This is a genomic window from Alkaliphilus metalliredigens QYMF (genome assembly GCF_000016985.1).
Classification (GTDB): domain Bacteria; phylum Bacillota; class Clostridia; order Peptostreptococcales; family Natronincolaceae; genus Alkaliphilus_A; species Alkaliphilus_A metalliredigens.
In genome coordinates, this window is the sequence record NC_009633.1 from 76005 (window position 1) to 102340 (window position 26336).

Below are 26336 nucleotides of genomic sequence, written 5' to 3' on the forward strand. Positions count from 1 at the left end.
TTCACTCCACTCAGGGTAACAAATTATGGCTAAAGGCATTGGAAAGAAAAGATCTTCATCATACTGACTGGTTATTTTCTTGGAGATGCCCAAGTTAACGCTAATGATATTATATTAAGCTTTGGAAAGGAAGCTAGTTATGAAGTATTTTAGAACACTATTATTAATGACAGTTATAGTTGTAGCCACCTATATTGTTTTTACAGATGTAGGGGATTCAATAAATCAATCCAGCGGTGCCGGTGATATCTGGTGGACTGATACTGCTGATATAGATCAAGCTTATAGAAATATGATTGAGAAAAAGCAACAAATACAACTAAATTCAGGTGTAAGTACTATCAATTAAAAGGGGAAAATGTGAAATGAAGATAATGCTCAATGGTCAAGTAAAAGAGGTCCAGGAGAATGTAGTGCAGGTGTATTAGATGTGATAAAACTTGGAGATGTAGAAAGCCTAGAAGCATATGATAGTGAGGTAGCTTATTTAGCTTCAAAAGTAGTTGCAATGTATGAATCATTGAGCCCTCAATTAGAAATTACACTAGAAAAAGAAGCGAATATAAAAGTAACCCCAGAAGAAAGTAAAGTGAAAGATCAAGAGAAGGATTTATTAAACATTGTAGATTTAAAAGGTGTAAAGTGCCCAATGAACTTTGTAAAGGCAAAGGTAGCATTAGGGAAAATTGCTTCAGGAGAAGAAATAGGTTTTTATCTAGATGATGATGCCCCCATCAATAATGTACCCAAGAGTGTAGAAGGAGAAGGACATCAGATTGTAAACATTGATAGAGAATATACAGGCTATAACCTTTTGATAGTAAAGAAAAAATAGAAAATAGGAGGACTACAATCATGATTTATAAAAATATTACGCAAACCATAGGCAATACACCTGTTGTAAAGCTTAACAATTTAGTAGATGAGAATATGGCAGATGTCTATGTAAAGCTAGAAATGTTTAATCCAGGCGGATCTGTGAAGGATAGAATTTCGATTAGTATGATAGAGGAAGCAGAAAAAAAAGGTTTGATTAAGCCGGGGGATACGATTGTAGAGCCCACCAGCGGAAATACAGGTATTGGTTTAGGATTAGTTGCAGCTTCTAAGGGATATAAATTAGTTTTAACCATGCCTGAATCCATGTCACTAGAAAGAAGAAAGTTATTGAAGGCATACGGTGCAGAGTTAGAATTGACAAAGGCTCATTTAGGAATGAAGGGAGCCATTGACAAAGCAAATGAACTTGTTGAGGAAAATGGATATGTGATGCTACAGCAATTCAATAATCTTGCCAATCCGGAAATCCATAGAAATACCACAGCTAAAGAAATTCTAAATGATTTTGGCAATGACCTCGATGCTTTTGTTGTTGGAATCGGTACTGGTGGAACCATCACAGGTGTTGGAGAGGTGCTGAAGAAAAAGATTGATAAAATAACTGTGGTTGCTGTAGAGCCTGAAGACTCTCCGGTGTTGTCAGGAGGAAACCCAGGGCCCCACATGATTCAAGGGATCGGTGCTGGATTTGTGCCAGAGGTATTAAATGTAAAAATATTTGATGAGGTTATTAAAGTTCAAAATGAAGAAGCCCTTGAGACAGCTAGACAACTTGCTAAGCAAGAGGGATTAATGGTTGGTATTTCCTCTGGAGCGGCAGTGTTTGCAGCTATAAAAGTTGCTCAAAAACTAGGTAAAGGAAAAAAAGTATTAACAATTGCACCTGATACTGGTGAAAGATATATTTCAACAGCTTTGTTTGAATAAGATGAGACCTGATAGTCCCAAATCAAAGATTTGGGGCATCTGTTCTTAGGGCATCTATCCACATAGTGAGAGTTTTACCAATGTATTGAAGGAGAGACTAGGGGGGATGTAATGGGTTTAAATACAAAATTAATTCATGGTAATGGAGTAAGCAAAGAAAAGAAAGTAGGAGCTACGAATGTGCCTATTTATTTTTCAAATGCGTATGCCTATAATAAAGCAAAGGATTTAGAAAATATTTTCTCGGGTAGAGATATTGGACATGTCTACACTAGAATTTCAAACCCGAGTATAGAAGCATTAGAAAAAAGAATGGTAGCGGTAGAAGGAGGGGTTTCTGCCATAGCTACTGCTTCTGGGATGTCAGCTATATACCTAGCAGTGATGAATATACTCACTCCTGGAGATGAAATCATCGCTTCCTCAGGCGTATTTGGTGGTACCTATAATTTCTTTAAAAATTTAAAACAGTTAAATATAGAAGTCAAGTTTGTTGATGAGCTAAATGAAGAGAGTTTAACGGAGCATATTACACCTAAGACAAAGATTGTATTTGCTGAAACTATAGGAAATCCTAAGCTGGATGTCTTAGACATAGAAGTAGTTTCTACTATTTGCAAAATAAAAGGAGTGGTTTTCATGGTGGACTCCACTGTGACAACTCCTTATTTAATCAGGCCTTTAGAATATGGCGCTGATGTCGTAATTCATTCTGTTTCTAAATATGTTAATGGCAGTGCCAATTCAATAGGTGGTATGATTATTGATGGAGGAAGTACTAAATTTAATAGTGAAAGGTATGAAAACTTCAAGCATTACACAAAGCGATACAGACAATTTGCCTTCAGTGCAAAATTAAGAAATGAATTAGGGAAAGATTTAGGGGCCGTTATGTCTCCCATGAATAGTTTTTTGAATCTTACAGGGATTGAAACACTAAGTCTTAGAATGAAGAGGCATTGCCATAATGCCTATCAGCTTGCAAAGTATCTTCAAGAAAACCCAAAGGTACTGCATACGAATTATCCAGGTTTAGAAACCTCCGAATATTATCCCTTAACACAAAAATACTATGCTAAAGAGGCTGGGGGGATATTGACTCTTAGGGTTGGTAGTAAAGAAAAGGCATTCCAATTAATTGACAGCTTAAAGCTTATTTCCAATGTAACCAACATTGGTGATACAAAAACCTTAGCGCTACATCCAGCCTCGACGATCTGCAATGGTAACACACCGGAAGAAAAGGAACAAATGGGTGTATATGAGGATCTAATAAGAGTATCGGTGGGCTTAGAAGATATGGAAGATATCATAGAAGATTTGGAAAATGCTTTAGGCGGTCTCTAAGAAGATCATTATGGAAATTATAAAGTCAGATAGTGTAGTTTGATATGATGCTCAAATTAAAAAAAGAAGATACAGAAATTTTATTGAAATATTACAACCCTTCTGATAAGATGGTTTTAAAGTACATAGAATACGTTAGGTGTTTCATATGAAACTTAATTGGGAAAGTGGTGAAAACCCACTGCAGCCCCCGCTACTGTAAGTGCAGATGAACTCGACAAAAGCCACTAGATCAATCTGGGAAGGCGTCGATAGTAAGGTGAAGCACAAGTCAGGAGACCAGCCTAAAGTAAGAATCAGCCTTCGGAGGGAAGGTATATTGAAGTGAGCAATTTTAACTTTAATTTCAAACCAACCCCCGTCATTGACTGGGGTTTTTTGTTTATTTTCTACTGCTCTAAATTGCAGAAACCTATTCAAGGCGTATAAAAGCATGGGGTCTATGATTATACTGACGAAAGGATGATATTTTCTATAAAAGTGTTAAGAACCTACGAAAACAGACCGATACTGGAAAACATGATATTAATAATAAATAGCATTAATGAAAAAGGATGGTTATCCGATGAAAATTATTGTATTTGGCATTACACATAAAAAAGCGACAATTGACCTTCGGGAAAAGGTGGCCTTTTCCCAATCAAAGAAACAGGAGGCCTACTCATTATTGAAGGAGAGTCCATTCATCCATGAGGCTGTGATTCTCTCCACCTGTAACCGCAGTGAGGTTTTTGCGGTTGTTCAAGATACATCAATTGCAAGACGTTGGTTTAAGCGTTTTTATACTGATTTTTTTCAGCTTAAGGAAACCGCATTAGAAGGATGCAATCACTTTGAAAAAGGGAGAGAGGCAGTCCAATACCTATATCATGTCTGTGTTGGTGTAGATTCTCTTGTCATAGGAGAGGATCAGATTTTAGGGCAGGTGAAGGAAGCTCATGCTGAGGCATTGGACTTTGCTGCAACGGGGAAGATTTTAAACAAGCTCTTTCTAGAAGCAGTCACCACAGCAAAGGAAGTAAAAACTGAAACCGCAATTTCAGAAAATGCCCTGTCCATCAGTTCCATTGCCGTGAAGCAAATGGAGAATCACCTCAAGGGTTTAGTTGGTAAAACTGTGTTGGTGGTTGGTTTTGGAAAGATGAGTAGAATCGCTATTGAAAACCTACTCTGTAAGGGGATCAAGAGGCTATACATTTGTAACCGAACAAAGGAAAGTGTACAGGAATTAATTGAAAAGCATCCCCAGATACATTATCTTTCCTATGATCAAAAGTATGAAATGCTTAATGGAGTAGATGCTGTCATCAGTGCAACAGGGGCACCTCATTTCATCTTTTATAAGGAGGATATGGAAAAAATATATCAGAAGCATCGGCCCATGTGTATGATTGATATTGCATTGCCTAGAGACATCGATCCCGCTGTAAAAGAGATAGAAGGAATTGAGCTTTTTCATATTGATGATTTAAAGGAAATTGCCAATGAAAACCTTGCTTATCGAATGGATTGTATCGAAATAATCAAGCAGTCAATTAATGAAGCCATTGAGAAGTATGAAGGATGGTATCAATGCCTACCTATTTATCCTAGGATCCAGGCCATCAAAGCATATAGCGAGACCCTAACGGATCAAGAGCTAGAAAAGCTTTTTAAAAGGTTAGATCATATGGCGGAAGAAGATCGTCAAGTCATTGAAGTTGTGGTGAAGAGCTTGGTCAAAAAGATGTGGAAAACCCCTATTCTACAACTTAAGGATGCAGGAATAAGGGGAAATGGAGAGGCATTTGCCGCCTTCGTAGATGAGTTCCTGGGGTTAGATGCCGGCTGTGGTAAATAGGAGGATGTAACAATGACAAAATACTATCCGATTATGTTAAATATTGAGGAAAAAAAATGTACAGTAGTTGGGGGAGGCAGAGTGGCAGAGCGGAAGGTCAAATCATTATTAGAGCACGGTGCAGTGGTGACTGTCATGAGTCCTACTTTGACAGATGCCTTGCAGGAAATGGTTCGACAGGGTCAACTCCTTCATCATCAAAAGCACTATGAGACAGGGGATTTAAGGGGAAGCTATTTGGTTTATGTTGCCACAGACGATCTACAGGTAAGTCAAGCCTGTCATGAAGAGGCATCTAGGGAAAATATTCTGATGAACGTTGTTGATGTACCAAGGCTTTGTGATTTTACTGTGCCTGCTATTGTCCGGCGGGGCCCATTGACAGTAGCTATTGCCAGTGATGGAAAAAGCCCTATGCTCTCACGTAAAATCAGAGAAGAGCTAGAAAAACGGTTTGGGCAGCATTATGAGGATGTCCTAGAGCTATTAGGTGAGATGCGGGTCCAGGCATTAAATGAAATTAATGAAATTGAGGATCGAAAACAACTATTTCAGCAGTTGATATATGAACATGATGTAGAGAATTTAGGAAAAAAAGGCAAGGAGATCCTATGGCGGGAAGCCTGGCAGTTTTATGAAGCGTTCAAAAAACAATTAAAGGGTTGTGACAAAAATGAGAACAATAAAAATCGGATCAAGAGCCAGTCAGCTGGCCCTAGTTCAAGCAGAAATCATTATTAATATGCTAAAGGAAAAATTCCCTCAATACACCTATGAAATCATTAAGATCACAACATTAGGAGACCGCATACTGGATAAAACATTAGATAAAATTGGCGGTAAGGGACTTTTTGTAAAGGAAATTCAAAAGGCACTAGCTGAAGAAAAAATCGATTTAGCCATTCACAGTATGAAGGACATGCCTGGTGAGACCCCAGAGGAGCTGGTGTTAGGAGCCATTACAAAGAGGGAGGATCCCCGAGATGTGTTGATCACAAGGGAAAATAAATCCCTAGAGGAATTGCCCAAGGGCGCAGTGATTGGAAGCAGTAGCCTAAGAAGACAGGCACAAGTAATGGCACTCAGGGGAGACATCAAAGTGGTTCCCATTCGTGGAAATGTAGGAACGAGACTTGGGAAAATAGAGACAGAATCATTGGATGGTGTGATTCTAGCTGCAGCGGGATTAAACCGCCTGGGGCTGAAAGAGAAAATTTCTAGCTATTTAGAAATAGAGGACTTCACGCCTGCCGTAGGCCAAGGGGCCTTGGGCTGTGAAGCAAGACGAAAGGATATAGAGATGTTGGAGATGCTTTTAGCCATCAATCATGAAGAAACCTATCGATGTGTCATGGCAGAGCGGGCATTCTTAAAGCTATTGGAAGGGGGATGTCATGTTCCCATCGGAGCCTATGGACAGCAGCAGGGACAGGAGTTACATATGACGGGTATGGTAGCCTCTTCCGATGGCAGGAGAGTCATTAAAGAGCAAGTCATGGGAGACATTGCAGATTTTCAAGCCTTAGGAATCCAATTAGGTGAGACCCTGATTGAAAAGGGCGCTAAGGAAATACTGGAGACCGTGAATACAGATAATAGGATAGTCAATACAGAGGGTTCTTAGAAATATGCACAAGAGAGCTCATCGACTGAAGGGAGGGTTTAAGATGTCAAAGGGTTACGTCTATTTAGTAGGGGCAGGTCCAGGAGATGAAGAACTGATCACAGTAAAGGGATTGCGCTGTATCCAAGAGGCTGATGTCATTTTATATGATCGGTTGGCCAATCCAGCCCTTTTAAAGAATAAAAGAGACGAGGCAGAATGCATAGATGTAGGGAAGTCTCCAAAACGCCATGCCTATACCCAAGAGGAAATCAATGAACTATTGGTGCTTCAGGCTCATAAAGGCAAGACGGTGACCCGACTAAAGGGGGGAGATCCCTATGTTTTTGGCAGGGGTGGAGAAGAGGCCCTGGCCCTTAGAAAAGCACGGATTCCCTTTGAAGTGGTGCCGGGTATTACTTCCGCCATTGCTGTACCAAACTATGGTGGGATTCCAGTGACCCACAGAAATGTCAGCACTTCTTTTCATGTCATTACAGGCCATGAAGATCCCCTGAAGGAAAAATCCAGTGTCAATTATGAAGCCCTGGCAAAGCTAGAGGGGACTTTGGTATTTTTAATGGGGGTAGGTAATTTAGAGGAGATTGTTAATCAATTACGGAGATATGGAAAGCCAAAGGAGACACCCATTGCACTGGTTCATCAAGGCACCACAGCAAAACAAAGGACTGTCACAGGCACCCTGGAAAGCATTGTAACAGTGGTCAAGGAAAAGAAAATCACCTCGCCATCGGTCATTGTGATTGGGGAAGTCGTTAGACTTCAGGATGAACTCAATTGGTTTGAGTCCCTACCACTTCACGGTCAAAGAATATTGGTGACCCGAACCCGAGAACAAGCCAGTCAACTTTCCACTAAGCTTAAGGCATTAGGAGGAGATGTGGTAGAATATCCCACAATCGAAATTCGCCCAGCCCAGGATATTGAAGGGGTCAATGCAAAGCTTAAACGAATTCACCAAGGGGATTACATTATTTTTACAAGCGTCAATGGGGTTAAGGCATTTTTTGAAAGACTGAAGGCGCTGAAAATGGACGTAAGAGAAATGGGTCCAGGAAAATTGGTAGCCATTGGACCTGCAACGGCTAAGGCCTTGGAGGAAAAAGGTCTTTTGGTTGAAGTGATTCCCGAAACCTATGTGGCGGAAGGAATTATTGATTGCCTTAAGGAAAGCATTAAAGAAGGAGATAAGGTGTTTTTACCCCGGGCAAACATTGCTCGAAAGGCACTGAATGAGGGGCTAGAGGCACTGGGAGCACAGGTGGAGGAAATCGAAATTTATGAAACTGTCCTACCGGTCCAAGGAGAGCAGCACCTAAGGGAGCTATTAGTAGAGGGGATTGATTGGATTACATTTACAAGTTCTTCTACTGTCCAAAATTTTATGGATTTACTGGGGAAAGAAGACCGACATTTACTTGAGAGTGTTAAAATTGCTTCCATTGGACCCATTACGGGAAAGACCGCAAAAAAACTAGGCTTACCAGTGGATGTACAGGCCAAGGAATATACCATAGCAGGACTGGTTCAAGCCATGATGGAGGTACAATAGATGGATTTAATTCAACGACCAAGACGATTAAGAGGCTTTGAAGCCATCAGAAATATTGTTAGAGAAACAACAGTGAATACTTCAGATTTAATTTATCCCATATTTGTCGTCCATGGAGAGAAGATTAAAAGAGAAATTTCAGCATTACCGGGACAATATCATCTTTCTGTGGACATGCTTGCTGAAGAAATAGAGGAAATAAGCGCATTGGGTATACAGGGAATCATGATTTTTGGGATACCCAAGACAAAGGATGAAGCAGGTTCTGAGGCCTATCATACCAACGGGATTGTACAACAGGCGGTGAAAGAAGTAAAAAAGCATAGACCAAGTCTGTTGGTGATGACGGATGTTTGCCTCTGCCAATATGCTGATCATGGACATTGTGGCATTATTCAAAACGGAAGGATCCTAAATGATAGAACATTGGACGTCTTAGCCAATATTGCACTATCCCATGCAGAGGCAGGAGCTGATGTTGTGGCACCATCAGATATGATGGATGGAAGGGTGAAAAGGATTAGAGAAGTATTGGACCATAACGATTTTGAGCATATTCCCATCCTAAGCTATAGTGTAAAATACGCCTCGGCCTTCTATGGACCCTTTAGAAGTGCAGCTGGATCCAGCCCTCAATTTGGTGACCGTAAAACATATCAAATGGACACAGGAAACCGACGTGAATCCCTTCGAGAAGTAGCTCTAGACATTGAAGAGGGAGCAGATATGGTGATGGTAAAACCCGCACTAGCCTACTTGGATATTATTCGTGAGGTAAAGGACAAATTTCAGGTTCCCCTAGGAGCATATCAAGTCAGCGGAGAATATGCCATGATCAAGCAAGCAGCACAGGCGGGGCTAGCTGACGAAACCCAAATGATGGTTGAAACCCTCACCAGCATCAAACGAGCTGGAGCTGATATCATTTTAACTTATTTTGCAAAGGAGATGGCCAAATGGATAAGAGATCAATAATGAAGTATGAACGCTCACAAAAACTTTTTGAAGCTTCACAGGAAGTCATTCCAGGAGGGGTAAATAGTCCTGTTCGCGCTTTTTCTTCTGTGGGGATGAACCCACCCTTTATCAAGCGAGGCAAGGGCGCCTATATTTATGATGAAGATGGGAACAAGTACATTGATTATGTTGGATCCTGGGGACCATTGATCCTAGGACATTGTCATCCTGAGGTAGTGGAGAACCTAAAGGCGGTATTAGAGACAGGAACTAGCTTTGGAGCTCCCACTGAGATTGAGTTAAAAATAGCCGAATTGATCACTGGAGCCATCCCTTCAGTGGAAATGATCCGAATGGTGAACTCAGGGACAGAAGCCACTATGACGGCCCTAAGATTAGCCAGGGGATACACCGGAAGAAATAAAATTGTTAAGTTTAATGGAAATTATCATGGACACTCTGATGGACTGTTAATTAAGGCGGGATCTGGGGCATTAACCCATGGGGTTCCCAACAGTCCTGGCGTCACACCTGATGTTGCTAAAAATACCATTACTGCAAAATACAATGACATAGAGGGCATTATGGAGATTTTTAAACAGCAGGGAGAAGAGATTGCAGCTGTGATCATTGAGCCTATAGCAGGAAACATGGGCGTTGTCCCCATGACAAATAAATTTGCCCATGCATTAAGAAAAATAACAGAGGATTATGGGGCCCTGCTTATTTTTGATGAAGTCATGACAGGCTTTCGAGTCTCTTTCGGAGGTGCCCAAAGTCTTTATCAAATTAAACCAGATCTAACATGCTTTGGAAAGATCATCGGAGGAGGACTTCCTGTAGGAGCCTTTGGAGGCAAACGTGAAATTATGGAACATTTATCTCCAGTGGGGCCGGTTTATCAGGCGGGTACTTTATCGGGAAATCCATTGGCCATGACGGCGGGTTATACCACCCTAAGTATTTTACATAATAATTCTGGGATCTATGAGGAGTTAGAGAAAAAAGCCCAGAAGCTAGAGAAAGGATTTAAAAAAATCGTTAAGGAGTTACAAATTGATGCCAGCTTTAATCGTGTAGGCTCAATGCTCTGTATGTTCTTCACTAAAGAAAAAGTATCTGACTTAGAAACTGCCAGTACTTCAAACACAGAGATCTATAGCCAATACTTTAGGGCTATGCTGTCAAGGGGTGTGTACTTAGCACCGACGCAGTTTGAAACCATGTTTATCTCCGATGCCCATGGAGATGTAGAGATTAATCGAACCATTGAGGCCGCTTACGAAGGGCTAAAAGAGATTAGAAACAACCCTTCTATTTAAAAAAATGGTTGTGGCAATATAATGGATCATTTTCTTACATGATTTAGAAGAAATAAAACTGAATATATTTTAGGTGTTTCACGTGAAGCTTAATTGGGAAAATGGTGAAAATCCATCACAGCCCCCGCTACTGTAAATGCAGATGAAATCGATGAAGTCCACTGGATTTTTCTGGGAAGGAATCGAGAGTAAAAGGAAGCATAAGTCAGGAGACCAGCCTAAAGACCAGTAACTACCTTCGGAGGGAAGGGATGTTGACAGCAAATCAGGTTTTGAGTCCATTAATGGGACCATGTATTTCAAAAAACCATTTTGTAGCCAACGCCATCCGAAGGGATGGCTTTTTCATGTTTATGTATAGACAAGCAACTTAATATTGTTTATTGATAGCAAATACCAAATGAGACTAGGGAGGAATAAAAATGAAAAGAGGTTTATTTGTATTAGCACATGGAAGTATGGCCCAAGAGGCAGGAGAGATAGTAAAAGAAATCGTGACAATGCTTGAAGGGGATAAGTCAGAAGCCTTTGATTTACTAGGGTTCGGTTCTCTTCAATTTTCACAGCCTGATTTTATGCAGGGCATTGATCAGCTGGTTGAGCAAGGGGCAGAAGAAATTATAATTGTACCGATGTTTTTATTCCAAGGAAACCATGTGAAACATGATATTCCTGAAGAATTAGAGGTACTACAGAAAAAGCATGAGAAGGTAAAATTCACCTTAGGAAGACCAATTGGTGCAGATCGTCGAATCGCAGATATTATTCAGGAAAGAGCCAAAGAAGCTCTTTCGTAAAAGGATAATAAAGGAAACAATCGACGCCTTCACAAAGGAATAAGGGTTCACGGTTGTAGAGCCACAAACTGATCAGGGGGTGAAGCGATGAAAAGGAAAGGTGCCATTTTATTGGCCGGAACCCACAGTGGGGTAGGAAAAACAACGATCTCATTAGGGATTATGGGTGCATTAAAGAAGCGGGGGGAAAAGGTGAAACCCTTTAAGGTTGGACCTGACTATATTGACCCCCAGTTTCATCAATATGTGACTGGAATACCCTCTCGTAATCTTGATAGTCATTTAATTGACCCAAGGGTATTGGAGTCCCTCTTTCATAAAAATGTAGGAGATGATGAAATTGCAGTGATTGAAGGGGTAATGGGACTATACGATGGACTTGGGACCCACAGGGATCAAGGAAGCTCTGCCCATATTTCAAAAATAGTCAAAGCACCAGTCATCTTAATCATTGATGGGAAAGGCATGTCAGCCAGTGCAGCCGCCATGGTATTGGGATATCAAGCCTATGATAAAGAGGTAGACATTCAAGGTGTCATCATCAATAATTTATCTGGAGACAAACATTATGACCTACTACGACAAGCCATTGAAAGAGATACAGGGATCCCTTGTATTGGATATCTCAAGCAGCAAAAACAGATTCAATTGGCCAGCCGACATTTGGGACTCATCCCCTCCATGGAGGTACCGGAATTAAAGGAAAAAGTGGCTCAGATGGTAGAGATGATAGAGGAAACCGTGGATGTGGATCTATTAATAGAGATTGCCCTTAGATGGCAGCCTAGTAGCCCTAAGAGCCCTGAATATTCTCGGGAGTGCAAAGACATGGGAACGGGACTTAATATCGCCTACGCCTATGACCAGGCCTTTCACTTCTACTATGAAGATAACCTGGACCTATTAAGAGAGATGAATGTGACATTGATCCCCTTTAGTCCACTAAAGGATACGGTCCTTCCCAAAGACATACATGCCCTATACATAGGAGGTGGGTTTCCCGAGGTCTTTGCTCCTGAGCTAGAAGCCAATGAAGCGTTAAGAAGGGAAATTAAGAAAAAGTCTGAAGAAGGCCTGCCGATTTATGGTGAGTGCGGTGGCCTCATGTATTTAACTAAGGGAATTAAAACAATAGAGGGTAAGGTTCATCCCATGGTAGGGATTTTCGATGTATATAGTGAGATGACCCAACGTCTGCAGCGATTTGGCTATGCTGAGATTCAAGTCAGTGAAGAAAGTGGGATCCTAAAGGATGTGGGAAAAGTTAAAACCCATGAATTTCATCGATCAAGGCTGGAATCACAGGAACAAAATTACAGCTATACCGTACAAAAAAAGCGGGATGACAAGGTGGTTGACCGGTGGCAATGTGGATTGGAAAAAAACAATACCCTGGGAGCCTATGGGCATATCCACTTTTATAGTAATTTGAATTTTCCCAAGGCATGGATTGAGGCGGCTAAGAGCTATAAAAAGAAATGTAGTTCATAGGATTAAGTACATAACAAAAATCTATGATTTTGTGTGAGTCACTTATTTTGCTTATCAGGAGAAGTCTTTAAATAAAATTTAATTCAGGGAGAGTGGATTATCGTGATATCACGTAATCGAAAAAAACAAATGGACACAAAAATGCTCGTAAAAATGGCCATGCTGATTGCCTTAAGTGGGATTGGTGCAATGATTAAAATACAGGGAAGTATCGCCTTAGATGCAGTACCAGGATTTTATGCAGCCCTTCTTTTAGGCCCTATGGCCGGTGGGATTGTCGCCTTTGCGGGTCATTTGATTTCTGCATTGACCGCAGGCTTTCCAATGACTGTGCCAATGCATCTCGTGGTGGCAGTGGAAATGTTTATCATTGTGGCATTGTTCTCAGTGGTATGGCAAAAAATTAATCCATGGGTCGCAATTATTGTGGGAATTTTACTTAACGGTGTTGGGGCGGGACTTTTGGTTGTCCCCATGTCGATTCTACTTGGACTGCCTTTAAATGGCTGGGCCCTATTTGCTGTGATTTGGATGCCATTATTAATTGGATCCACAGTCAATATCCTCATTGCTGCAAGCCTCTATAAAATCATGGGTAAGGGAAAGTCTGTAAATGGAAATTAAAAGGTGTCGGGATCTAACATTAATTGAAAGGGCAGGACAGCCGAATTTAGTCATTGCCTGTGATTCCTGTGGGGGGATTGGCGAAAAACCCCAAGATCAAATCAAGGTGCCAGCAGAGGTTGTGGGATACTTTACCGCAAGGGTTTCCCTCATGGAGGTTATGTCAGTGGGGGCCAGGGTCATGACGGTTATTAATACCCTGTCTGTGGAAAGAGAACCCACGGGAGAAAAAATGATTAAAGGAATTCAAAAAATGATCGAGGAAGTAAAACTACCTATCACTGCATTAAATGGGAGCACAGAGGAAAATGTGGTTACATGTCAAACTGCCATGGGGATCACTGTGATCGGTGAAGTAGAAAGAGAGAGCATTAAGATTGGTTGTTCAAAGCCTGGAGACCTAATTGTGGCCTTAGGAACACCTAAGGTTGGAAATGAAATCAAGCTTCCCATAGACGATGAAATCTGTAGTATAAAAGACTTTCAAGCTTTAGTTAAAATGAAAAACGTTAAGGATATCCATCCAATTGGGTCCAAGGGAATGTATTATGAAGCACAGCTCTTAGCTTCACTAAATCATTGTGAATTTAAAAGTAGAGAAGCCACAGGAGTTGATTTGAAAAAGTCAGCAGGGCCAGCCACTGCGGTGATATTTTCTGTTTCAAAAGAGCAGCTCCCTACAGTTGAATCCCAACTACAACAACAAGTTAAGGTCATAGGATCTTTAGAGAATTAATAAAAATATGCATCAGTTAAGGTGGCGAGTAAATCGATATGATTGAAGTAATTTGTCCTGGGTCCTGTGGAGAATTGATCCAAGGGATGATCCAAGGAAGTGAAAAATTAATTTCATATGCCATAAATTGTTATTCAAAGGTCACCTTGACGGAAGGAAGAAGCCCCTTCTTAGAGAACTGGAGCAAATCCCAACAAATGATAGAAAAGGTGCTGCTTTATTATGGATATTCCCCAAAAGAGGGGGAGGAAATTGGAATAACAGTGGATAGCCAAATTCCTATGGGAAAGGGTATGGCCAGTAGCACTGCAGATTTAGCCGCCACAGCATTAGCCATGGCAACCTATTTAAATGAAACCATCACCCAGGAAGAAATTGCCATTCTGTGTGTTGAAATTGAACCCACGGATAGCACTGTTTTTTCTCAACTGACCCTTTTTGATCATCTAGAGGGTAAATATAAAAAATCCTATGAAGAACCAATGAAGGCAAATGTACTGATGTTAGAGGGTGTCGGTAGCATTAATACCATCGGTTTTCGAAAAAGTAATCATCATAGACTCTTGAAGGAAAAAGAGAGTGAGCTCAAAGAGGCCTTACACTTTTTTGAAAAAGGAATCAAGGGTGGAGACCTAAAATTGATGGGCAAGGCAGCCACCCTGAGTGCCTTTGCCAATCAGGAAATTCTATATAAAAAAGAGCTAGAGACTCTTTTTAAAATCAGTGAAAAGCTAGGCGCTGCCGGTGTTAATGTAGCCCATAGTGGAACAGTTATGGGAATATTATATGAGGAAAACCAATTTGATCTAGAGGCAATGAAGGTGCTATTAAAGCAAGAGCGGTTTCGACCATATTATCCTGCTAACAAGACCTATGAAATCATCCAAGGAGGGCCTAGGGTAATCACTAAGTAAAAGAGGGGGAAGACAATTGAAATATATTCAATCGCCAAGGGAAATCGAAAGAAAAAGCTTTGAAATTATCACAAGGGAGCTAGAAGTAGAACTGCCAGATCCACAAACGGCACCCATTATTAAAAGGGTGATTCACACAACTGCAGACTTTGAATATGCAAAGCTCATCAAAATCCATCCGGAGGCTGTGGAAGCAGCACAAAAGGCATTGCAAGAAGGCTGTCGTATTTATACCGATACAAATATGGTTTTATCTGGTATCAATAAAAGAATTTTGAAGAAATATGGAGGAGAAGTGTACTGTCTGGTAGGCGATCCTGAAGTGGCAAGAGAAGCCAAGGAGAGGGGCGTTACCCGATCAATGGTGGCAATGGAGAAAGCAATGGCAGATCCAGAAACAAAGCTATTTGTGATCGGTAACGCTCCCACAGCTCTATTCATACTTTGTCAAGGGATTCAGGAGGGGAAAGCAAAACCCAGTGCCATTATTGGAGTACCCGTGGGGTTTGTAGGAGCCCAGGAATCAAAGGAGCTACTGATGGAACAGACAGTCCCTCATATCACAATTCAAGGACGTAAAGGTGGTAGCACCGTGGCTGTGGCAATCGTCAATGCCCTTTTATATATGCTAGAGTAGGAAGTGAATCATAAATGGAAAGGTATATTATAAAAGATGGAAAAAAACTTCGGTATGGATACACCACAGGATCCTGTGCCACTGCAGCATCCAAGGCAGCAGCACAAATGCTCCTGCAGCCGGGAGAAGTCCATGAGGTGGACATCGATACCCCCAAGGGCTGGTCCTTGAAATTAAAGGTAGAAGATATCCAACGAAGCCATGGAGCTGTTTCCTGTGCTATTATTAAGGATGCAGGAGATGATCCTGATGTGACGAATAAATTAGCTATTTATAGTAAGCTAATATGGCGTCAGGATACAAAAATTGAAATTCATGGTGGAGAAGGAGTGGGGACCGTGACCAGGCCAGGGCTGCAAATTCCCGTGGGAAAACCAGCTATTAATCCCATTCCCCTTCAAATGATCGAAAGAGAAGTCCGGGAGGTCATTGGTCCTGGAAGAGGGGTAGACATTGTGATTTCAGTGCCTAAGGGCCAAGAGGTAGCCAAGAAGACATTTAATCCAAAGCTGGGAATCCAAGGGGGGATTTCTATATTAGGCACCTCTGGAATTGTGGAACCCATGTCTGAGGAGGCAATGAAGGACTCCTTGGCCTTAGAGCTCCCCATGGCAAAGGCCGAAAAGATCAAAACATTTGTCTTTGTCCCAGGAAACTATGGGAGAGACATGGCTAGGGAAAAATATAAAATCCATGATAAAAACATGATCAAGATCAGCAACTTTGTTGGTTTTATGATGGACCAAAGTGTCATACAGAATGTAGAGCGAATTTTGATCATTGGACATATCGGAAAGCTTGTTAAGGTGGCAGGGGGGATTTTTCATACCCATAGCAAGGTGGCCGATGGCCGACGGGAGATTTTAGCCGCACATCTGGCAGCATTGGGGGCCTCTCAGCAATTGGTTTTAAGGGTTTTAGAGAGTAATACAACAGAGGAAGCCGTGGGATTGATTCAAGAGAAAGGCTTTGATAGGCTTTTTTCACATTTAGCAGATAAAATTACCGAGAAATGTGTGGAACGAACCCAGGGTAATATTGAAATTGGAACCATCATATTTTCCATGGAACAGGGAGTATTGGCCCATTGTAGCCAGGCAGGAAGACTATTGGAAATCCTTAAGTCGGAGGGTGTAAAAGATGAATAAAATTTATGTCATAGGCTTAGGCCCCGGCCACCAAGATTATGTACTTCCCATTGCTAAAAAAAGAGCACAGGAATGCAATGTATTGGTGGGAGGAAAGCGAAATCTAAATATATTTTCAGACTTTGAAGGAGAAATGATACCTATCCACCAAGACCTACAAGGAATTGTGGTAGAAATCAAAAAAAGAGCTAGAACTCAACAGGTTGGCATTATTGTTTCTGGAGATCCAGGCTTCTATAGTATGTTGACCTATTTATCAAAGCACTTCGAATTAGAAGAGCTGGAAGTCATCCCTGGGATTGGATCCATCCAGTATCTATTCAGTCGTTTAAAGAAGCCTTGGCAAAATACGCCATTTAAGAGTCTTCATGGACGAGGAACAGATTGGGTGGGAATTTTACAGAAGGAAAAATCCATTGCATTGTTGACGGACCCTGAACATAATCCCCAATGGATCGCTGAGCAATGTATTGAATATGGACTTTCTAAGGTAAAAATGGTAGTAGGAGAGAATTTGTCCTACAGTGAAGAGCGAATCATTCAAGGGACACCGGCTGAAATTAAAGAGCATGGGCCCTATCAAATGTCTGTGGTGGTGATTGAAAATGAGTAGACAAAGACAGGTTCCAATGTGGGGGGTACCGGATGAAGCCTTTATACGAGGTAGAGTGCCCATGACCAAGGCAGAGATTCGGGGAATCATTATGAGGAAGCTACGGCTGAGGGAAGAGAGCATTTTAGTAGATGTGGGGGCAGGAACAGGATCTGTCACCATTGAAGCAGCAATGCATGTGAGCCAAGGTAGTGTTTATGCCATTGAATATAAGGAAGAGGCAGTAGAACTCATTAAGAAAAATATAGAAAAGTTTCAACTGGAGAATATCCAAATCATGACCGGCCGTGCAAAGGAGCAGTTGATGGAGATCCAGACATTCGATCGAATGTTTATTGGGGGTAGTGAAGGAGAGCTGCAATGGATGATCCGATATGCAGCTGAGAATCTCCCCAGTAAAGGTAGGATTGTGATGACAGCCGTGACCCTAGAAACAGCCTATGAGGGATTACAGTTTTTAAAGCAAAATGAATTTACAGAAATTGAGACCATTAGTGTAAGTATTGCCAAGGGAAGGGTAGTGGGGAATCGCACATTAATGGAGGCAGAAAATCCAATTACTGTCATCTCAGCAGAAAGGGGAGAACAGCATGAAAGGTAAACTAACAGGGATTGGTGTGGGACCAGGAGAAAAAGATTTATTGACATTAAGGGCTCTAGATCGAATCAAAGAGGCGGATATCATTTTTTGTCCCCAGGTCAAAGTAGGGGAAAGTAGCATTGCATTAGAAATTGTTCAAGAGTATATCCCCCAGGGAACGATAATTCAAGGACTTTGTTTTCCCATGACTCCTTGTCCAAAGACATTAGAGGCCAATTGGCAGCTGAACCTAGAGGCCATAAAAAAGGTATTAGACCAGGGAAAAAAGGCAGTTTTTTTAACACTAGGAGATGCCCTACTTTATAGCACATACAACTATATGGTTAAAGAATTACAGAATAAAAACTATGAAGTCGAGACGGTGCCAGGGATTCCTTCCTATAGTGCCATCGCCAGTAGAATGAATCGGCCCTTAGCGGAGGGAAAGGAAGTGCTATCCATTCTGCCCCTCAATGCCGAGCCAGAGCAAATCAAAAAGGCCTTTGAATATGGAGATAACCTTGTGGTACTAAAGATCTCCCATGATCCCCAGGGCTTAAAAAACATGATTCAAGAGGCGGATCTAGAAGCGTGTCTCATCGTTGCTTCTAACTTTGGCCATGAAAATGAAATCATAACAGAGGATACATCAATATTGGATGGAAAAATACCATATCTTTCAACAGCAATTATTACAAAAAATAGAAAAACCAAAAAGAATAGGGGTGAGTAAGGTGGAAAAAGTATTTTTTGTTGGGGCAGGACCAGGAGATCCAGAGTTATTAACCATGAAGGGCCATCGTGTCATTGGATCCGCCGATGTGATTATTTATGCGGGCTCCCTGGTGAATCCCAAGGTATTGGATCACCGAAAGGAAAGTGCTGAGATACATAACAGTGCAAAACTCACATTGGAGACTGTGATTCAACTGATTAAGAAAGCAGTAGACGAAGGCAAGCAGGTGGCACGGGTGCATACAGGGGATCCTAGCCTTTATGGAGCCATACAAGAACAAATGGACCTATTGGATGGTTATAAAATACCCTATGAGGTAATTCCAGGTGTAAGCTCCTTTATGGCGGCTGCAGCTGCCCTCAAGCGAGAATTAACCCTACCGGATGTAACACAAACTGTTATCTTAACAAGACTTGAAGGGCGAACCCCAGTACCTGAGAAGGAAGCCCTCAAGGAGTTAGCAAGTCACCAAGCCTCCATGGCAATTTTTCTATCTGTTCATATGATGGAAGGTGTGGTGGAACAGTTATTGGAGTCCTATCCAGAGGACACACCCATTGCTGTGGTTCAACGGGCTTCTTGGCCAGATGAAAAAATGGTAATCGGGACATTAAAAGACATTGCAAAAAAGGTACAGGAGGCCAATATTACGAAAACAGCCCAAATTCTTGTGGGCCGATTTTTAAATACAGAGTATGAACGATCTAAGCTTTATGATCCAACATTTTCCCATGAATATCGAGAGGCTACTAAATGAAAATCGCCATCATTGCCTTAACCAAGGGGGGCAAGACATTGGCATTGGTGTTACAGGAATTTCTAGAGGAGAGTCATCTTTATCTTAAGGGGCCGCTGCCCTTAGGAGAAAAAAATGTCTTTGCTGTAGGAGAAGATTTTAAGCGCTGTGTGGCTCAGCTATTTTCAGCCTATGATATCCTTGTGTTTATCATGGCCACAGGGATTGTGGTCCGCAGCATTGCACCCCTACTTCAACATAAGAGTCAGGATCCAGGGGTGCTAGTTATGGATGAGAAGGGACAAAATGTCATTAGTCTTTTGTCGGGACATTGGGGACGGGCCAATGAGATGACCCAAAGAGTTGCCACCATGATCAATGCCAATCCTGTGATTACCACAGCCTCTGACGTTCAGGGAAGGGTGGCAGTGGATTTACTAGCCCAGCAATTGAATTGTGAAATAGCCGACTGGCAGCTGACAAAGACCCTGACAGCTCATATTGTGAATGACGGGATCATTGGCCTTTATTGTGAAGATAATAGAGCGCTGGTATTACCAGAGGGCTATGTGAGGGTGTCAAAGCAAAAGGATCTTGAGGATCATGACTATGGCATTATAATCAGTAATCAAAGCCGACTAGGGAAAAGAGCAAGAGATTTACAGCTTTATCCCCGAAATCTAGTGATCGGTATTGGTTGTCGTAAAAAAGTTTCCCCACAGCTGATGATTGAAAAAATTAAAGCAAGCTTAAAAAACCTCGATAAATCTACCCACAGTATTGAAAAGTTCGTGACCGTAGAGGTAAAAAAAGAAGAAAAGGCCATCATTGAAGCCAGTGCACATTTCAATGTTCCCCTAGAGATCATTGATATTGAAACAATCAAAAAAAGTCAAACCAGCTTACATCAATTTGAAACCTCTGCCTTTGTGGAGAAAACCATCGGTGTGGGGGCCGTCAGTGGACCCTGTGCATACATAGGGAGTCAGGGTGGACACATGCTCATGGAGAAGGAAAAGGGTGACGGAATCACACTATCAATTGCAGAAGTAAAAGTATCTGAGGCATCGGAGAGAAAATAGCACGCCATAGGGGCTCACTAATTTGAGATTCCTTAACATAAGAAAATGACAATAAGGGGTGAAGTAGAGAAATGAAAAAGAATGGAAAAGTTTTTGTAATTGGAATAGGACCAGGAGATGAGGCTTATCGAGCTCCTGCTGCCACCCGTGCTTTAATGAAGTCCGATACCATTATTGGGTATAAAACATATATTGAACTGATCGAGGAAACCCTTGAGGGTAAAGAGGTCATTGACAGCGGCATGCGTAAAGAAGTGGAAAGATGCCAGCTTGCACTGACATTAGCAGAGGAAGGCAAGGTAGTGTCCTTAGTCAGTAGTGGCGATCCTGGTATCTATGGGATGGCAGGAGCGCTTTTGCAGGTGAAGCAACAGAGACAAAGTGATATAGAGGTGGAGGTGATCCCTGGCATTACAGCTGTCAGTGCAGCAGCAGCCCTATTAGGGGCGCCACTGATGCATGATTTTGCTGTCATTAGTCTAAGTGACCTGTTGACCGATTGGGAGCTGATCCAAAAAAGGGTTGCCTTGGCTGGAGAGGGTGATTTTGTCATTGCCCTATATAATCCCAAAAGTAAAGGACGAACAATCCAGATTGAAGAAACACAAAAAATACTATTGAAGTATAGAAGTAAGGAAACGCCCGTGGGAATTGTAAAAAATGGGACGAGACAGGGGGAAGTGGTCATCGTCACAACCCTAGGTGAGATGCTTCTTCATCCCATTGACATGCTAACTGTGGTCATCATTGGAAATAGTCATACCACCATGATGAATGACGTCATGATTACTCCTAGGGGTTATGGAATATGATTTTACTTCTCTGTGGGACCGTGGAGGGACGTCAAGTACTCCATGAATTGCTAAAGAGAAAAATACAGGTACTGGCAACAGTGACAACATCCTATGGAGCGGATCTGCTAAAGCAGGAAGGGCAAGTGACAGTTTTAGAGGAACGATTGGATCAAGAGGGTATGGAGGCATTACTAAAGGGGCATCCCATTCAAGCAGTGGTGGATGTCACCCATCCCTATGCACAGCAGATTTCTAAGCTGGCAATGGGTGTTTGTGCTGAGAAAGACATCCCTTACCTGCGGTATGAACGGGGACAGGTGACCTGTGGGGATCAGGGGCTCAAAATGGTTAAAGATTTTAAAGAAGCTGCCCAAGAGGCAAAGAAATACCAAGGGAGCATTTTTTTAACCATTGGAAGCAAGGAAATTCCAACATTTTTAGAAGAAATCAATGTAGAAAGATTAATTGCAAGGGTTCTTCCTTTGTCTTCAATGGTCAAGGCCTGTGAAGACTATGGATTCACTCCAGATAATCTGATTGCCATGAAGGGACCCTTTAGTGAAGCCATGAACCAAGAACTATTTCGACAATATTGTCCATCTGTCATCATCACCAAGGACAGTGGCATGGCTGGAGGAACACAAGAAAAGATCAGGGCTGCACAGAAGCTAAACATTCCAATCATTGTGGTTCAGAGACCTATCATGAATTATGGACAGACCCATGAAAACACCAAAGAACTAATCCAAGCAGTGCAGAAGGTGATGAAATTTGAAGAAGCAACGACTTAATTATACAAATAGGCCATATTTCCCAAAAAAAACTAGCAGGAATATACAATGAAATGTAGAAATATAACAACAGTGTCACCATAACCAAGAACTTTAGCAAAATTCAGGTGACGATGTCTAGTTATAAGGGGAAGATGTCTATGTTCAACCATATCATTGGAATCGTCTTTTTAACATTGTTGTTGATTCCTATCGGCATCATTTTATTCGCCTTTGTAAATAAGACACTAGAAGATATCAGACCAGTTGCAAGAACAAGAAAGCCCAAACCTGTACCGGTGTATAATCTCTACAAAAGAAATGATCACATCGCATCAGAATATGCCTCCAAGAACATTAGGATTGTTAAATAGCCCTTTTTACTAGAAAATAGTAAAAAGGCTATTTTTTTTTAGTGGGCCATGAGTTGATGTAGCAGCATCAGACAAAGTGTATAATAGGGGTTGAATAGTTAATATTCAGGTGGTATGATAGTTTAGATGTTAATCAGGGGAAACCATTGATAGGAAATACCCTTAGAGGAGTGTTAAAAATGGCAGCAATGATTCGGCATACAGCTAGTGAACCTAAAAAACCTTTTTGGCAGACCATGTTAAAAATAATTGGAGCCTTATTAGTCATTAATTTATTTGTGGAGCTTACAAACTTTATGCCTAAAAACTATGCCAGTATAGCCAGTGTGATGATATTGTTAATATCTACAGGCCTTACATCATATTTGATCAATAGAAATTTAGCCAAGTACACATATATACTCATTGAAGATGACTTGATATTCTACAAAGAAATTGGTTCAAAGGAAAAAAAGGTATTAGATGTGAAGATTTATGACATTCAATGGATTAAGCCCATCCAGGCACTGGATAAACAGGAAAAATGCAACAAAACCTATGGGATCGCCTGCCGCTTAAAAGGAAAAGGTGTTTACGTAGGACAATATGAAAACGATGGGAAAATCAATCGATTTATTTTTCAGCCCAGCGAAGGATTACTTGAGGAATTACAAAAACAGATTACAGTTGCCAATCAGTAGTGAATAAAGGCTCTAGGGAAAGCGTCATAGACGCTTTTTTTATTGCGAAATTGTACGGAACAATGTACGAGAAGTCTGAATAATATGGTAAATATAGGGCGATAATCTGGATAGAATCCTAAATAAGGCTGGTGAGACGTAATGGGTGAAGGGTTAAAGTGTTATGTCTGTAATCGTGAGAACAATACAGGAATTGTTGTCTTAAATGAATACATATGTGGTAGCTGCGAAAAAGAGATGCTCTACATAGAAACAGACCAATTAAAATATGAATTGTTTAAAAAGAAAATAAAAGAAATATGGAAAAAGGGACTACAGGTATCGTAGTCCCTCCTATTTTTTTGTTCGTATTATCTTGCTTTTGCTATGAGGATCAGTTACTATTTCTTGTGATGGATGCTTATTTTGGTTTTAAAGGTATCAAAGGAAAGCTTTCTTCTTTCGCTCTTCACTTGATCGATTGGAGCCTCCAGCATTTCAGCTATCTCAATATCAGACTTTCGACCACCATAAGCGGTTACAAACTCTTTTAAATTTGTAATTCTATCACCATTCACAGAATCACCTTCCTCATATGAAGTTAAGACAAATGTTGTCTTATCCTTAATTATGCCTCAAAATTGATGTTTTAAACCTTTTTATAAAATAAAATAAAAAAGGAATAAGCGATTGTTTCTCGAATTAAAATAGAAAGATTAAATCTGAAGGGAGAAAAAGCTCATGAGTGAAGTGCCTATTTTAGATCGGTTGCTACAGTTGCAAAAGCAGGATATCGTATCCTTTCACGTACCGGGGCATAAAAATGGGAAAATATACCATCAGTTCCCCTATAAAAACTTTACAGATTTTTTAATGCATATCGATACAACTGAGATACCAGGAACCGATAACCTTCACAATCCAAAGGAGATTATTAAAGAGGCACAAGAAAGAGCAAGCCGTGCTTTCCATAGTAAAGAAACTTTTTTTCTAGTTAATGGAAGCACATCAGGGATATACAGTATGGTGATGGCCTGTACAGAGCCTGGAGATAAAATCATTGTGGATCGGAACTGCCATCAATCAGTGATTAATAGTACCATTTTAGGAGATCTTAATCCTGTGTACCTCTACCCCGAGATAGAGATAGAGCAAGGAATTAGTCTAGGGGTATCACCTCAAGCAGTAGAACAAATGATTCAAGAGCATCTGGATGCAAAGGCAATGATTATCACTTATCCCACCTATCATGGAATTACTTCAGATCTAAAAAAAATCGCTGAGATTGTTCATAAATATGATAAAATACTATTAATAGATGAAGCTCACGGAGCACATTTTGGGTTGAGTCAACAACTACCAGCCACAGCACTAGCATGCGGTGCCGACGCTGTTGTACAAAGTACCCATAAAACCCTACCATCCTTTACACAAAGCTCCATGTTACATATACAGGGAGATCGTATTGATCGCAATAAGCTAAAGACCATGCTACGAATTCATCAAAGTAGCAGTCCATCCTATTTATTGTTAGCTTCACTAGACTTAGCAACCATGATCTATGATACCCAAGGAAAGTATTTAATGGAACAGTTGCTACAGCATATTACGTATTTCAAAGCTGAATTAGCAGATATTGAAGGAATTGAGATCTTAGGTGGCGAAAATCATGATGCCACTCGCCTTTGGATTAGTTTGAAACATTTGGGAGTGACTGGGTATCAATTAGAAAAGCGGCTTCGAGATCAATACCAGATCCAAATGGAGCTAGCAAATATTTACGGAGTTCTTGGGGTTGCCACCATAGGCAATCAAAGACGAGACTTTGATCGATTGATAAAGGCATTGAAAAACATCGCCCAGGAAAAAGGAAACCAAAGGATCAAGGAGATGCCTCCCTTTACCTATCGCATTCCAAAACAAGTATTGAGACCTGGGGAAGCATTACACAAAAGAAAAGAAACAATCCCTTTATTAGAAGCCAGGGGACAAATTAGTGGAGAGTATGTGATTCCATATCCTCCTGGAATTCCTATAGTAATCCCTGGAGAAGTAATTGATAAAGAGATGATACAATATATTGACCTCATGGTACAAGAGGGAATGGAAATAGTTGGAATGAAAGACGCCAGCTACAAAACAATTCAAATCATCAAGGCAGATGAAATATAGCGTAGAGAGACAGAATCTAGACATCATAAAAAAATAAACCGTCATACCGACTAGATATTTTTTTGGAGATGCCTTAACGAGGTGATACAATGAAAAATGGCCTTTTTATTTCATTTGAAGGTGTGGATGGAGCAGGCAAAAGTACACAAATCCATTATGCAAAAGATTTTTTTGAAGAAAGAGGATACAAGGTTTCCCTGACAAGGGAGCCCGGTGGGACCAGAATTAGTGAGATAATCCGAGAGGCTATTTTAGATCGCACACACCAGGAGATGACACATAGAACGGAAGCATTATTATATGCGGCTTCTAGGGCACAGCATGTGGAAGAATTCATTTTACCAGCCTTGGCAGAGGGTAGGGTTGTACTTTGCGACCGATTTGTAGATTCAAGCATGGTCTATCAAGGAAGAGGTCGTGGATTAGGATTTGATGCTGTCAGAAATATTAACCAGTTTGCAACCGGTGGATTGGAACCGGATTTAACAATTTTTTTCAATATTCACCCCCAGGTAAGCTTAGGGAGAATCAACGTGAAAGAAAAAGGAGACAGATTAGAGCAAGAAAAGATGGCGTTTCATTATACTGTCTATGAAAGTTATCATGATCTAGCTCAAATGAATTCTAGCCGTATCAAAGTAATTGAAGCCAATCAAGAGGTAGAAAAAATAAAAAGCGAAGTAGAAAAGATTATGACGAATTTACTAAGGAGGGATGAAGCATGAAATTAGTGATTGCCATTGTTCATGATGATGATGTCCATGCACTACTGGATGATTTAACAGCCAATCAATTCCGTGTTACCAAGCTGGCAACAACAGGTGGATTTTTAAAATCAGGGAATACAACCATTTTAGTAGGAGTAGACGATGATAAGGTAGATGAGGTCATCAGTAGTATCAAAGACAATTGTGAGTCTAGAGAACAAATTGCCACATCACCAGCACCGGTTTCAGGAGCCACGGGAGTCTTTATCCCCTATCCGATTGAAGTGAGGGTGGGAGGCGCAACAGTGTTCGTTGTTGACGTTGAAAAATACGCAAAGCTATAGAAAGTGAGGACCA

Annotated in this window: 32 protein-coding genes and 2 riboswitches; of the genes, 31 read left to right on the top strand and 1 reads right to left on the bottom strand. The window is 41.0% G+C overall.

Going from position 1 to position 26336, the window contains the following annotated elements:
• Positions 1-121 precede the first annotated feature (121 nt).
• From AMET_RS00350 to AMET_RS00480, 28 genes are all read left to right on the top strand, one after another.
• Positions 122-349 (top strand): hypothetical protein, encoded by a 228-nt coding sequence (locus AMET_RS00350; RefSeq protein ID WP_011971206.1) that lies wholly within the window; start codon positions 122-124, stop codon positions 347-349.
• Positions 350-430: 81 nt separating this feature from the next.
• Positions 431-835: a sulfurtransferase TusA family protein gene (locus tag AMET_RS00355; RefSeq protein WP_011971207.1), complete on the top strand. Its 405-nt coding sequence runs from the start codon at positions 431-433 to the stop codon at positions 833-835.
• Positions 836-855: 20 nt separating this feature from the next.
• Positions 856-1767 carry a cysteine synthase A gene (gene cysK / locus AMET_RS00360; protein ID WP_011971208.1) on the top strand — a complete coding sequence of 304 codons (912 nt, stop codon included), beginning with the start codon at positions 856-858 and terminating at the stop codon, positions 1765-1767.
• Between the two features lie 111 nt (positions 1768-1878).
• A complete protein-coding gene (locus tag AMET_RS00365; RefSeq protein WP_011971209.1) occupies positions 1879-3114 on the top strand; it encodes an O-acetylhomoserine aminocarboxypropyltransferase/cysteine synthase family protein in 1236 nt (411 codons plus the stop codon).
• 120 nt (positions 3115-3234) lie between these two features.
• Positions 3235-3416: riboswitch (cobalamin riboswitch) on the top strand.
• A gap of 263 nt (positions 3417-3679) precedes the next feature.
• On the top strand, positions 3680-4954 hold the full coding sequence (gene hemA / locus AMET_RS00370) for a glutamyl-tRNA reductase (protein WP_011971210.1): 1275 nt from the start codon (positions 3680-3682) through the stop codon (positions 4952-4954).
• A gap of 12 nt (positions 4955-4966) precedes the next feature.
• Positions 4967-5695 (top strand): precorrin-2 dehydrogenase/sirohydrochlorin ferrochelatase family protein, encoded by a 729-nt coding sequence (locus AMET_RS00375; protein WP_011971211.1) that lies wholly within the window; start codon positions 4967-4969, stop codon positions 5693-5695.
• Positions 5628-6578, top strand: coding sequence for a hydroxymethylbilane synthase (gene hemC / locus AMET_RS00380; RefSeq protein ID WP_011971212.1), 951 nt, complete (start codon positions 5628-5630; stop codon positions 6576-6578). Before AMET_RS00375 ends, hemC begins: the two co-directional genes overlap by 68 nt.
• 43 nt (positions 6579-6621) lie before the next feature.
• Positions 6622-8130, top strand: a complete 1509-nt coding sequence (cobA, locus tag AMET_RS00385; RefSeq protein ID WP_011971213.1) for a uroporphyrinogen-III C-methyltransferase — start codon at positions 6622-6624, stop codon at positions 8128-8130.
• Positions 8131-9105: a porphobilinogen synthase gene (gene hemB / locus AMET_RS00390; RefSeq protein ID WP_011971214.1), complete on the top strand. Its 975-nt coding sequence runs from the start codon at positions 8131-8133 to the stop codon at positions 9103-9105. It abuts the gene before it with no gap.
• Positions 9087-10409, top strand: coding sequence for a glutamate-1-semialdehyde 2,1-aminomutase (gene hemL, locus AMET_RS00395; protein ID WP_011971215.1), 1323 nt, complete (start codon positions 9087-9089; stop codon positions 10407-10409). Before hemB ends, hemL begins: the two co-directional genes overlap by 19 nt.
• Positions 10410-10463: 54 nt before the next feature.
• Positions 10464-10645, top strand: a riboswitch (cobalamin riboswitch).
• Positions 10646-10660: 15 nt separating this feature from the next.
• On the top strand, positions 10661-10783 hold the full coding sequence (locus AMET_RS26770) for a hypothetical protein (protein WP_278184231.1): 123 nt from the start codon (positions 10661-10663) through the stop codon (positions 10781-10783).
• A 48-nt stretch (positions 10784-10831) separates the two neighbouring features.
• Positions 10832-11206 carry a sirohydrochlorin chelatase gene (locus AMET_RS00400; protein WP_011971216.1) on the top strand — a complete coding sequence of 125 codons (375 nt, stop codon included), beginning with the start codon at positions 10832-10834 and terminating at the stop codon, positions 11204-11206.
• Between the two features lie 87 nt (positions 11207-11293).
• Positions 11294-12697, top strand: a complete 1404-nt coding sequence (locus AMET_RS00405) for a cobyrinate a,c-diamide synthase (protein ID WP_011971217.1) — start codon at positions 11294-11296, stop codon at positions 12695-12697.
• A 129-nt stretch (positions 12698-12826) separates the two neighbouring features.
• Positions 12827-13321 (top strand): ECF transporter S component, encoded by a 495-nt coding sequence (locus tag AMET_RS00410; RefSeq protein ID WP_041721269.1) that lies wholly within the window; start codon positions 12827-12829, stop codon positions 13319-13321.
• Positions 13311-14057 (top strand): AIR synthase related protein, encoded by a 747-nt coding sequence (locus tag AMET_RS00415; RefSeq protein WP_011971219.1) that lies wholly within the window; start codon positions 13311-13313, stop codon positions 14055-14057. Before AMET_RS00410 ends, AMET_RS00415 begins: the two co-directional genes overlap by 11 nt.
• 38 nt (positions 14058-14095) lie before the next feature.
• Positions 14096-14971, top strand: a complete 876-nt coding sequence (locus AMET_RS00420) for a GHMP family kinase ATP-binding protein (RefSeq protein WP_011971220.1) — start codon at positions 14096-14098, stop codon at positions 14969-14971.
• Between the two features lie 16 nt (positions 14972-14987).
• A complete protein-coding gene (locus tag AMET_RS00425) occupies positions 14988-15608 on the top strand; it encodes a precorrin-8X methylmutase (RefSeq protein ID WP_011971221.1) in 621 nt (206 codons plus the stop codon).
• A gap of 14 nt (positions 15609-15622) precedes the next feature.
• Positions 15623-16756 carry a cobalt-precorrin-5B (C(1))-methyltransferase CbiD gene (gene cbiD, locus AMET_RS00430; RefSeq protein WP_011971222.1) on the top strand — a complete coding sequence of 378 codons (1134 nt, stop codon included), beginning with the start codon at positions 15623-15625 and terminating at the stop codon, positions 16754-16756.
• The gene (cbiE, locus tag AMET_RS00435; protein WP_011971223.1) at positions 16749-17369 is read left to right on the top strand and encodes a precorrin-6y C5,15-methyltransferase (decarboxylating) subunit CbiE; all 621 of its coding nucleotides are present in this window, start codon (positions 16749-16751) and stop codon (positions 17367-17369) included. Before cbiD ends, cbiE begins: the two co-directional genes overlap by 8 nt.
• A complete protein-coding gene (cbiT, locus tag AMET_RS00440) occupies positions 17362-17970 on the top strand; it encodes a precorrin-6Y C5,15-methyltransferase (decarboxylating) subunit CbiT (protein ID WP_011971224.1) in 609 nt (202 codons plus the stop codon). Before cbiE ends, cbiT begins: the two co-directional genes overlap by 8 nt.
• The gene (cobI, locus tag AMET_RS00445) at positions 17960-18682 is read left to right on the top strand and encodes a precorrin-2 C(20)-methyltransferase (RefSeq protein ID WP_011971225.1); all 723 of its coding nucleotides are present in this window, start codon (positions 17960-17962) and stop codon (positions 18680-18682) included. Before cbiT ends, cobI begins: the two co-directional genes overlap by 11 nt.
• A 1-nt stretch (position 18683) precedes the next feature.
• Positions 18684-19442 carry a precorrin-4 C(11)-methyltransferase gene (gene cobM / locus AMET_RS00450; RefSeq protein WP_041720164.1) on the top strand — a complete coding sequence of 253 codons (759 nt, stop codon included), beginning with the start codon at positions 18684-18686 and terminating at the stop codon, positions 19440-19442.
• The gene (gene cbiG, locus AMET_RS00455) at positions 19439-20503 is read left to right on the top strand and encodes a cobalt-precorrin 5A hydrolase (protein WP_011971227.1); all 1065 of its coding nucleotides are present in this window, start codon (positions 19439-19441) and stop codon (positions 20501-20503) included. Before cobM ends, cbiG begins: the two co-directional genes overlap by 4 nt.
• Positions 20504-20574: 71 nt before the next feature.
• Positions 20575-21315 (top strand): precorrin-3B C(17)-methyltransferase, encoded by a 741-nt coding sequence (gene cobJ / locus AMET_RS00460; protein WP_011971228.1) that lies wholly within the window; start codon positions 20575-20577, stop codon positions 21313-21315.
• Positions 21312-22088, top strand: a complete 777-nt coding sequence (locus AMET_RS00465; RefSeq protein WP_011971229.1) for a cobalt-precorrin-6A reductase — start codon at positions 21312-21314, stop codon at positions 22086-22088. The genes cobJ and AMET_RS00465 overlap by 4 nt, the downstream gene beginning before the upstream one ends.
• A gap of 140 nt (positions 22089-22228) precedes the next feature.
• On the top strand, positions 22229-22441 hold the full coding sequence (locus AMET_RS00470) for a hypothetical protein (protein WP_041720167.1): 213 nt from the start codon (positions 22229-22231) through the stop codon (positions 22439-22441).
• Positions 22442-22620: 179 nt separating this feature from the next.
• Entirely contained in the window at positions 22621-23121 is a 501-nt protein-coding gene (locus AMET_RS00475; protein WP_011971230.1) for a hypothetical protein, read from the top strand.
• A gap of 141 nt (positions 23122-23262) precedes the next feature.
• The gene (locus AMET_RS00480; RefSeq protein WP_011971231.1) at positions 23263-23448 is read left to right on the top strand and encodes a sigma factor G inhibitor Gin; all 186 of its coding nucleotides are present in this window, start codon (positions 23263-23265) and stop codon (positions 23446-23448) included.
• 53 nt (positions 23449-23501) lie between these two features.
• Here AMET_RS00480 and AMET_RS25435 read toward each other — a convergent pair whose 3' ends face one another.
• Positions 23502-23678, bottom strand: coding sequence for a hypothetical protein (locus tag AMET_RS25435; RefSeq protein WP_011971232.1), 177 nt, complete (start codon positions 23676-23678; stop codon positions 23502-23504).
• Between the two features lie 163 nt (positions 23679-23841).
• Here AMET_RS25435 and AMET_RS00485 point away from each other — a divergent pair, with 163 nt between their 5' ends.
• The 3 genes from AMET_RS00485 (at position 23842) to AMET_RS00495 (ending at position 26323) form a co-directional block, all read left to right on the top strand.
• Positions 23842-25272, top strand: a complete 1431-nt coding sequence (locus AMET_RS00485) for an aminotransferase class I/II-fold pyridoxal phosphate-dependent enzyme (protein ID WP_011971233.1) — start codon at positions 23842-23844, stop codon at positions 25270-25272.
• Between the two features lie 89 nt (positions 25273-25361).
• Entirely contained in the window at positions 25362-25997 is a 636-nt protein-coding gene (gene tmk / locus AMET_RS00490; RefSeq protein ID WP_011971234.1) for a dTMP kinase, read from the top strand.
• On the top strand, positions 25994-26323 hold the full coding sequence (locus tag AMET_RS00495; protein ID WP_011971235.1) for a cyclic-di-AMP receptor: 330 nt from the start codon (positions 25994-25996) through the stop codon (positions 26321-26323). Before tmk ends, AMET_RS00495 begins: the two co-directional genes overlap by 4 nt.
• Positions 26324-26336: the final 13 nt, after the last annotated feature.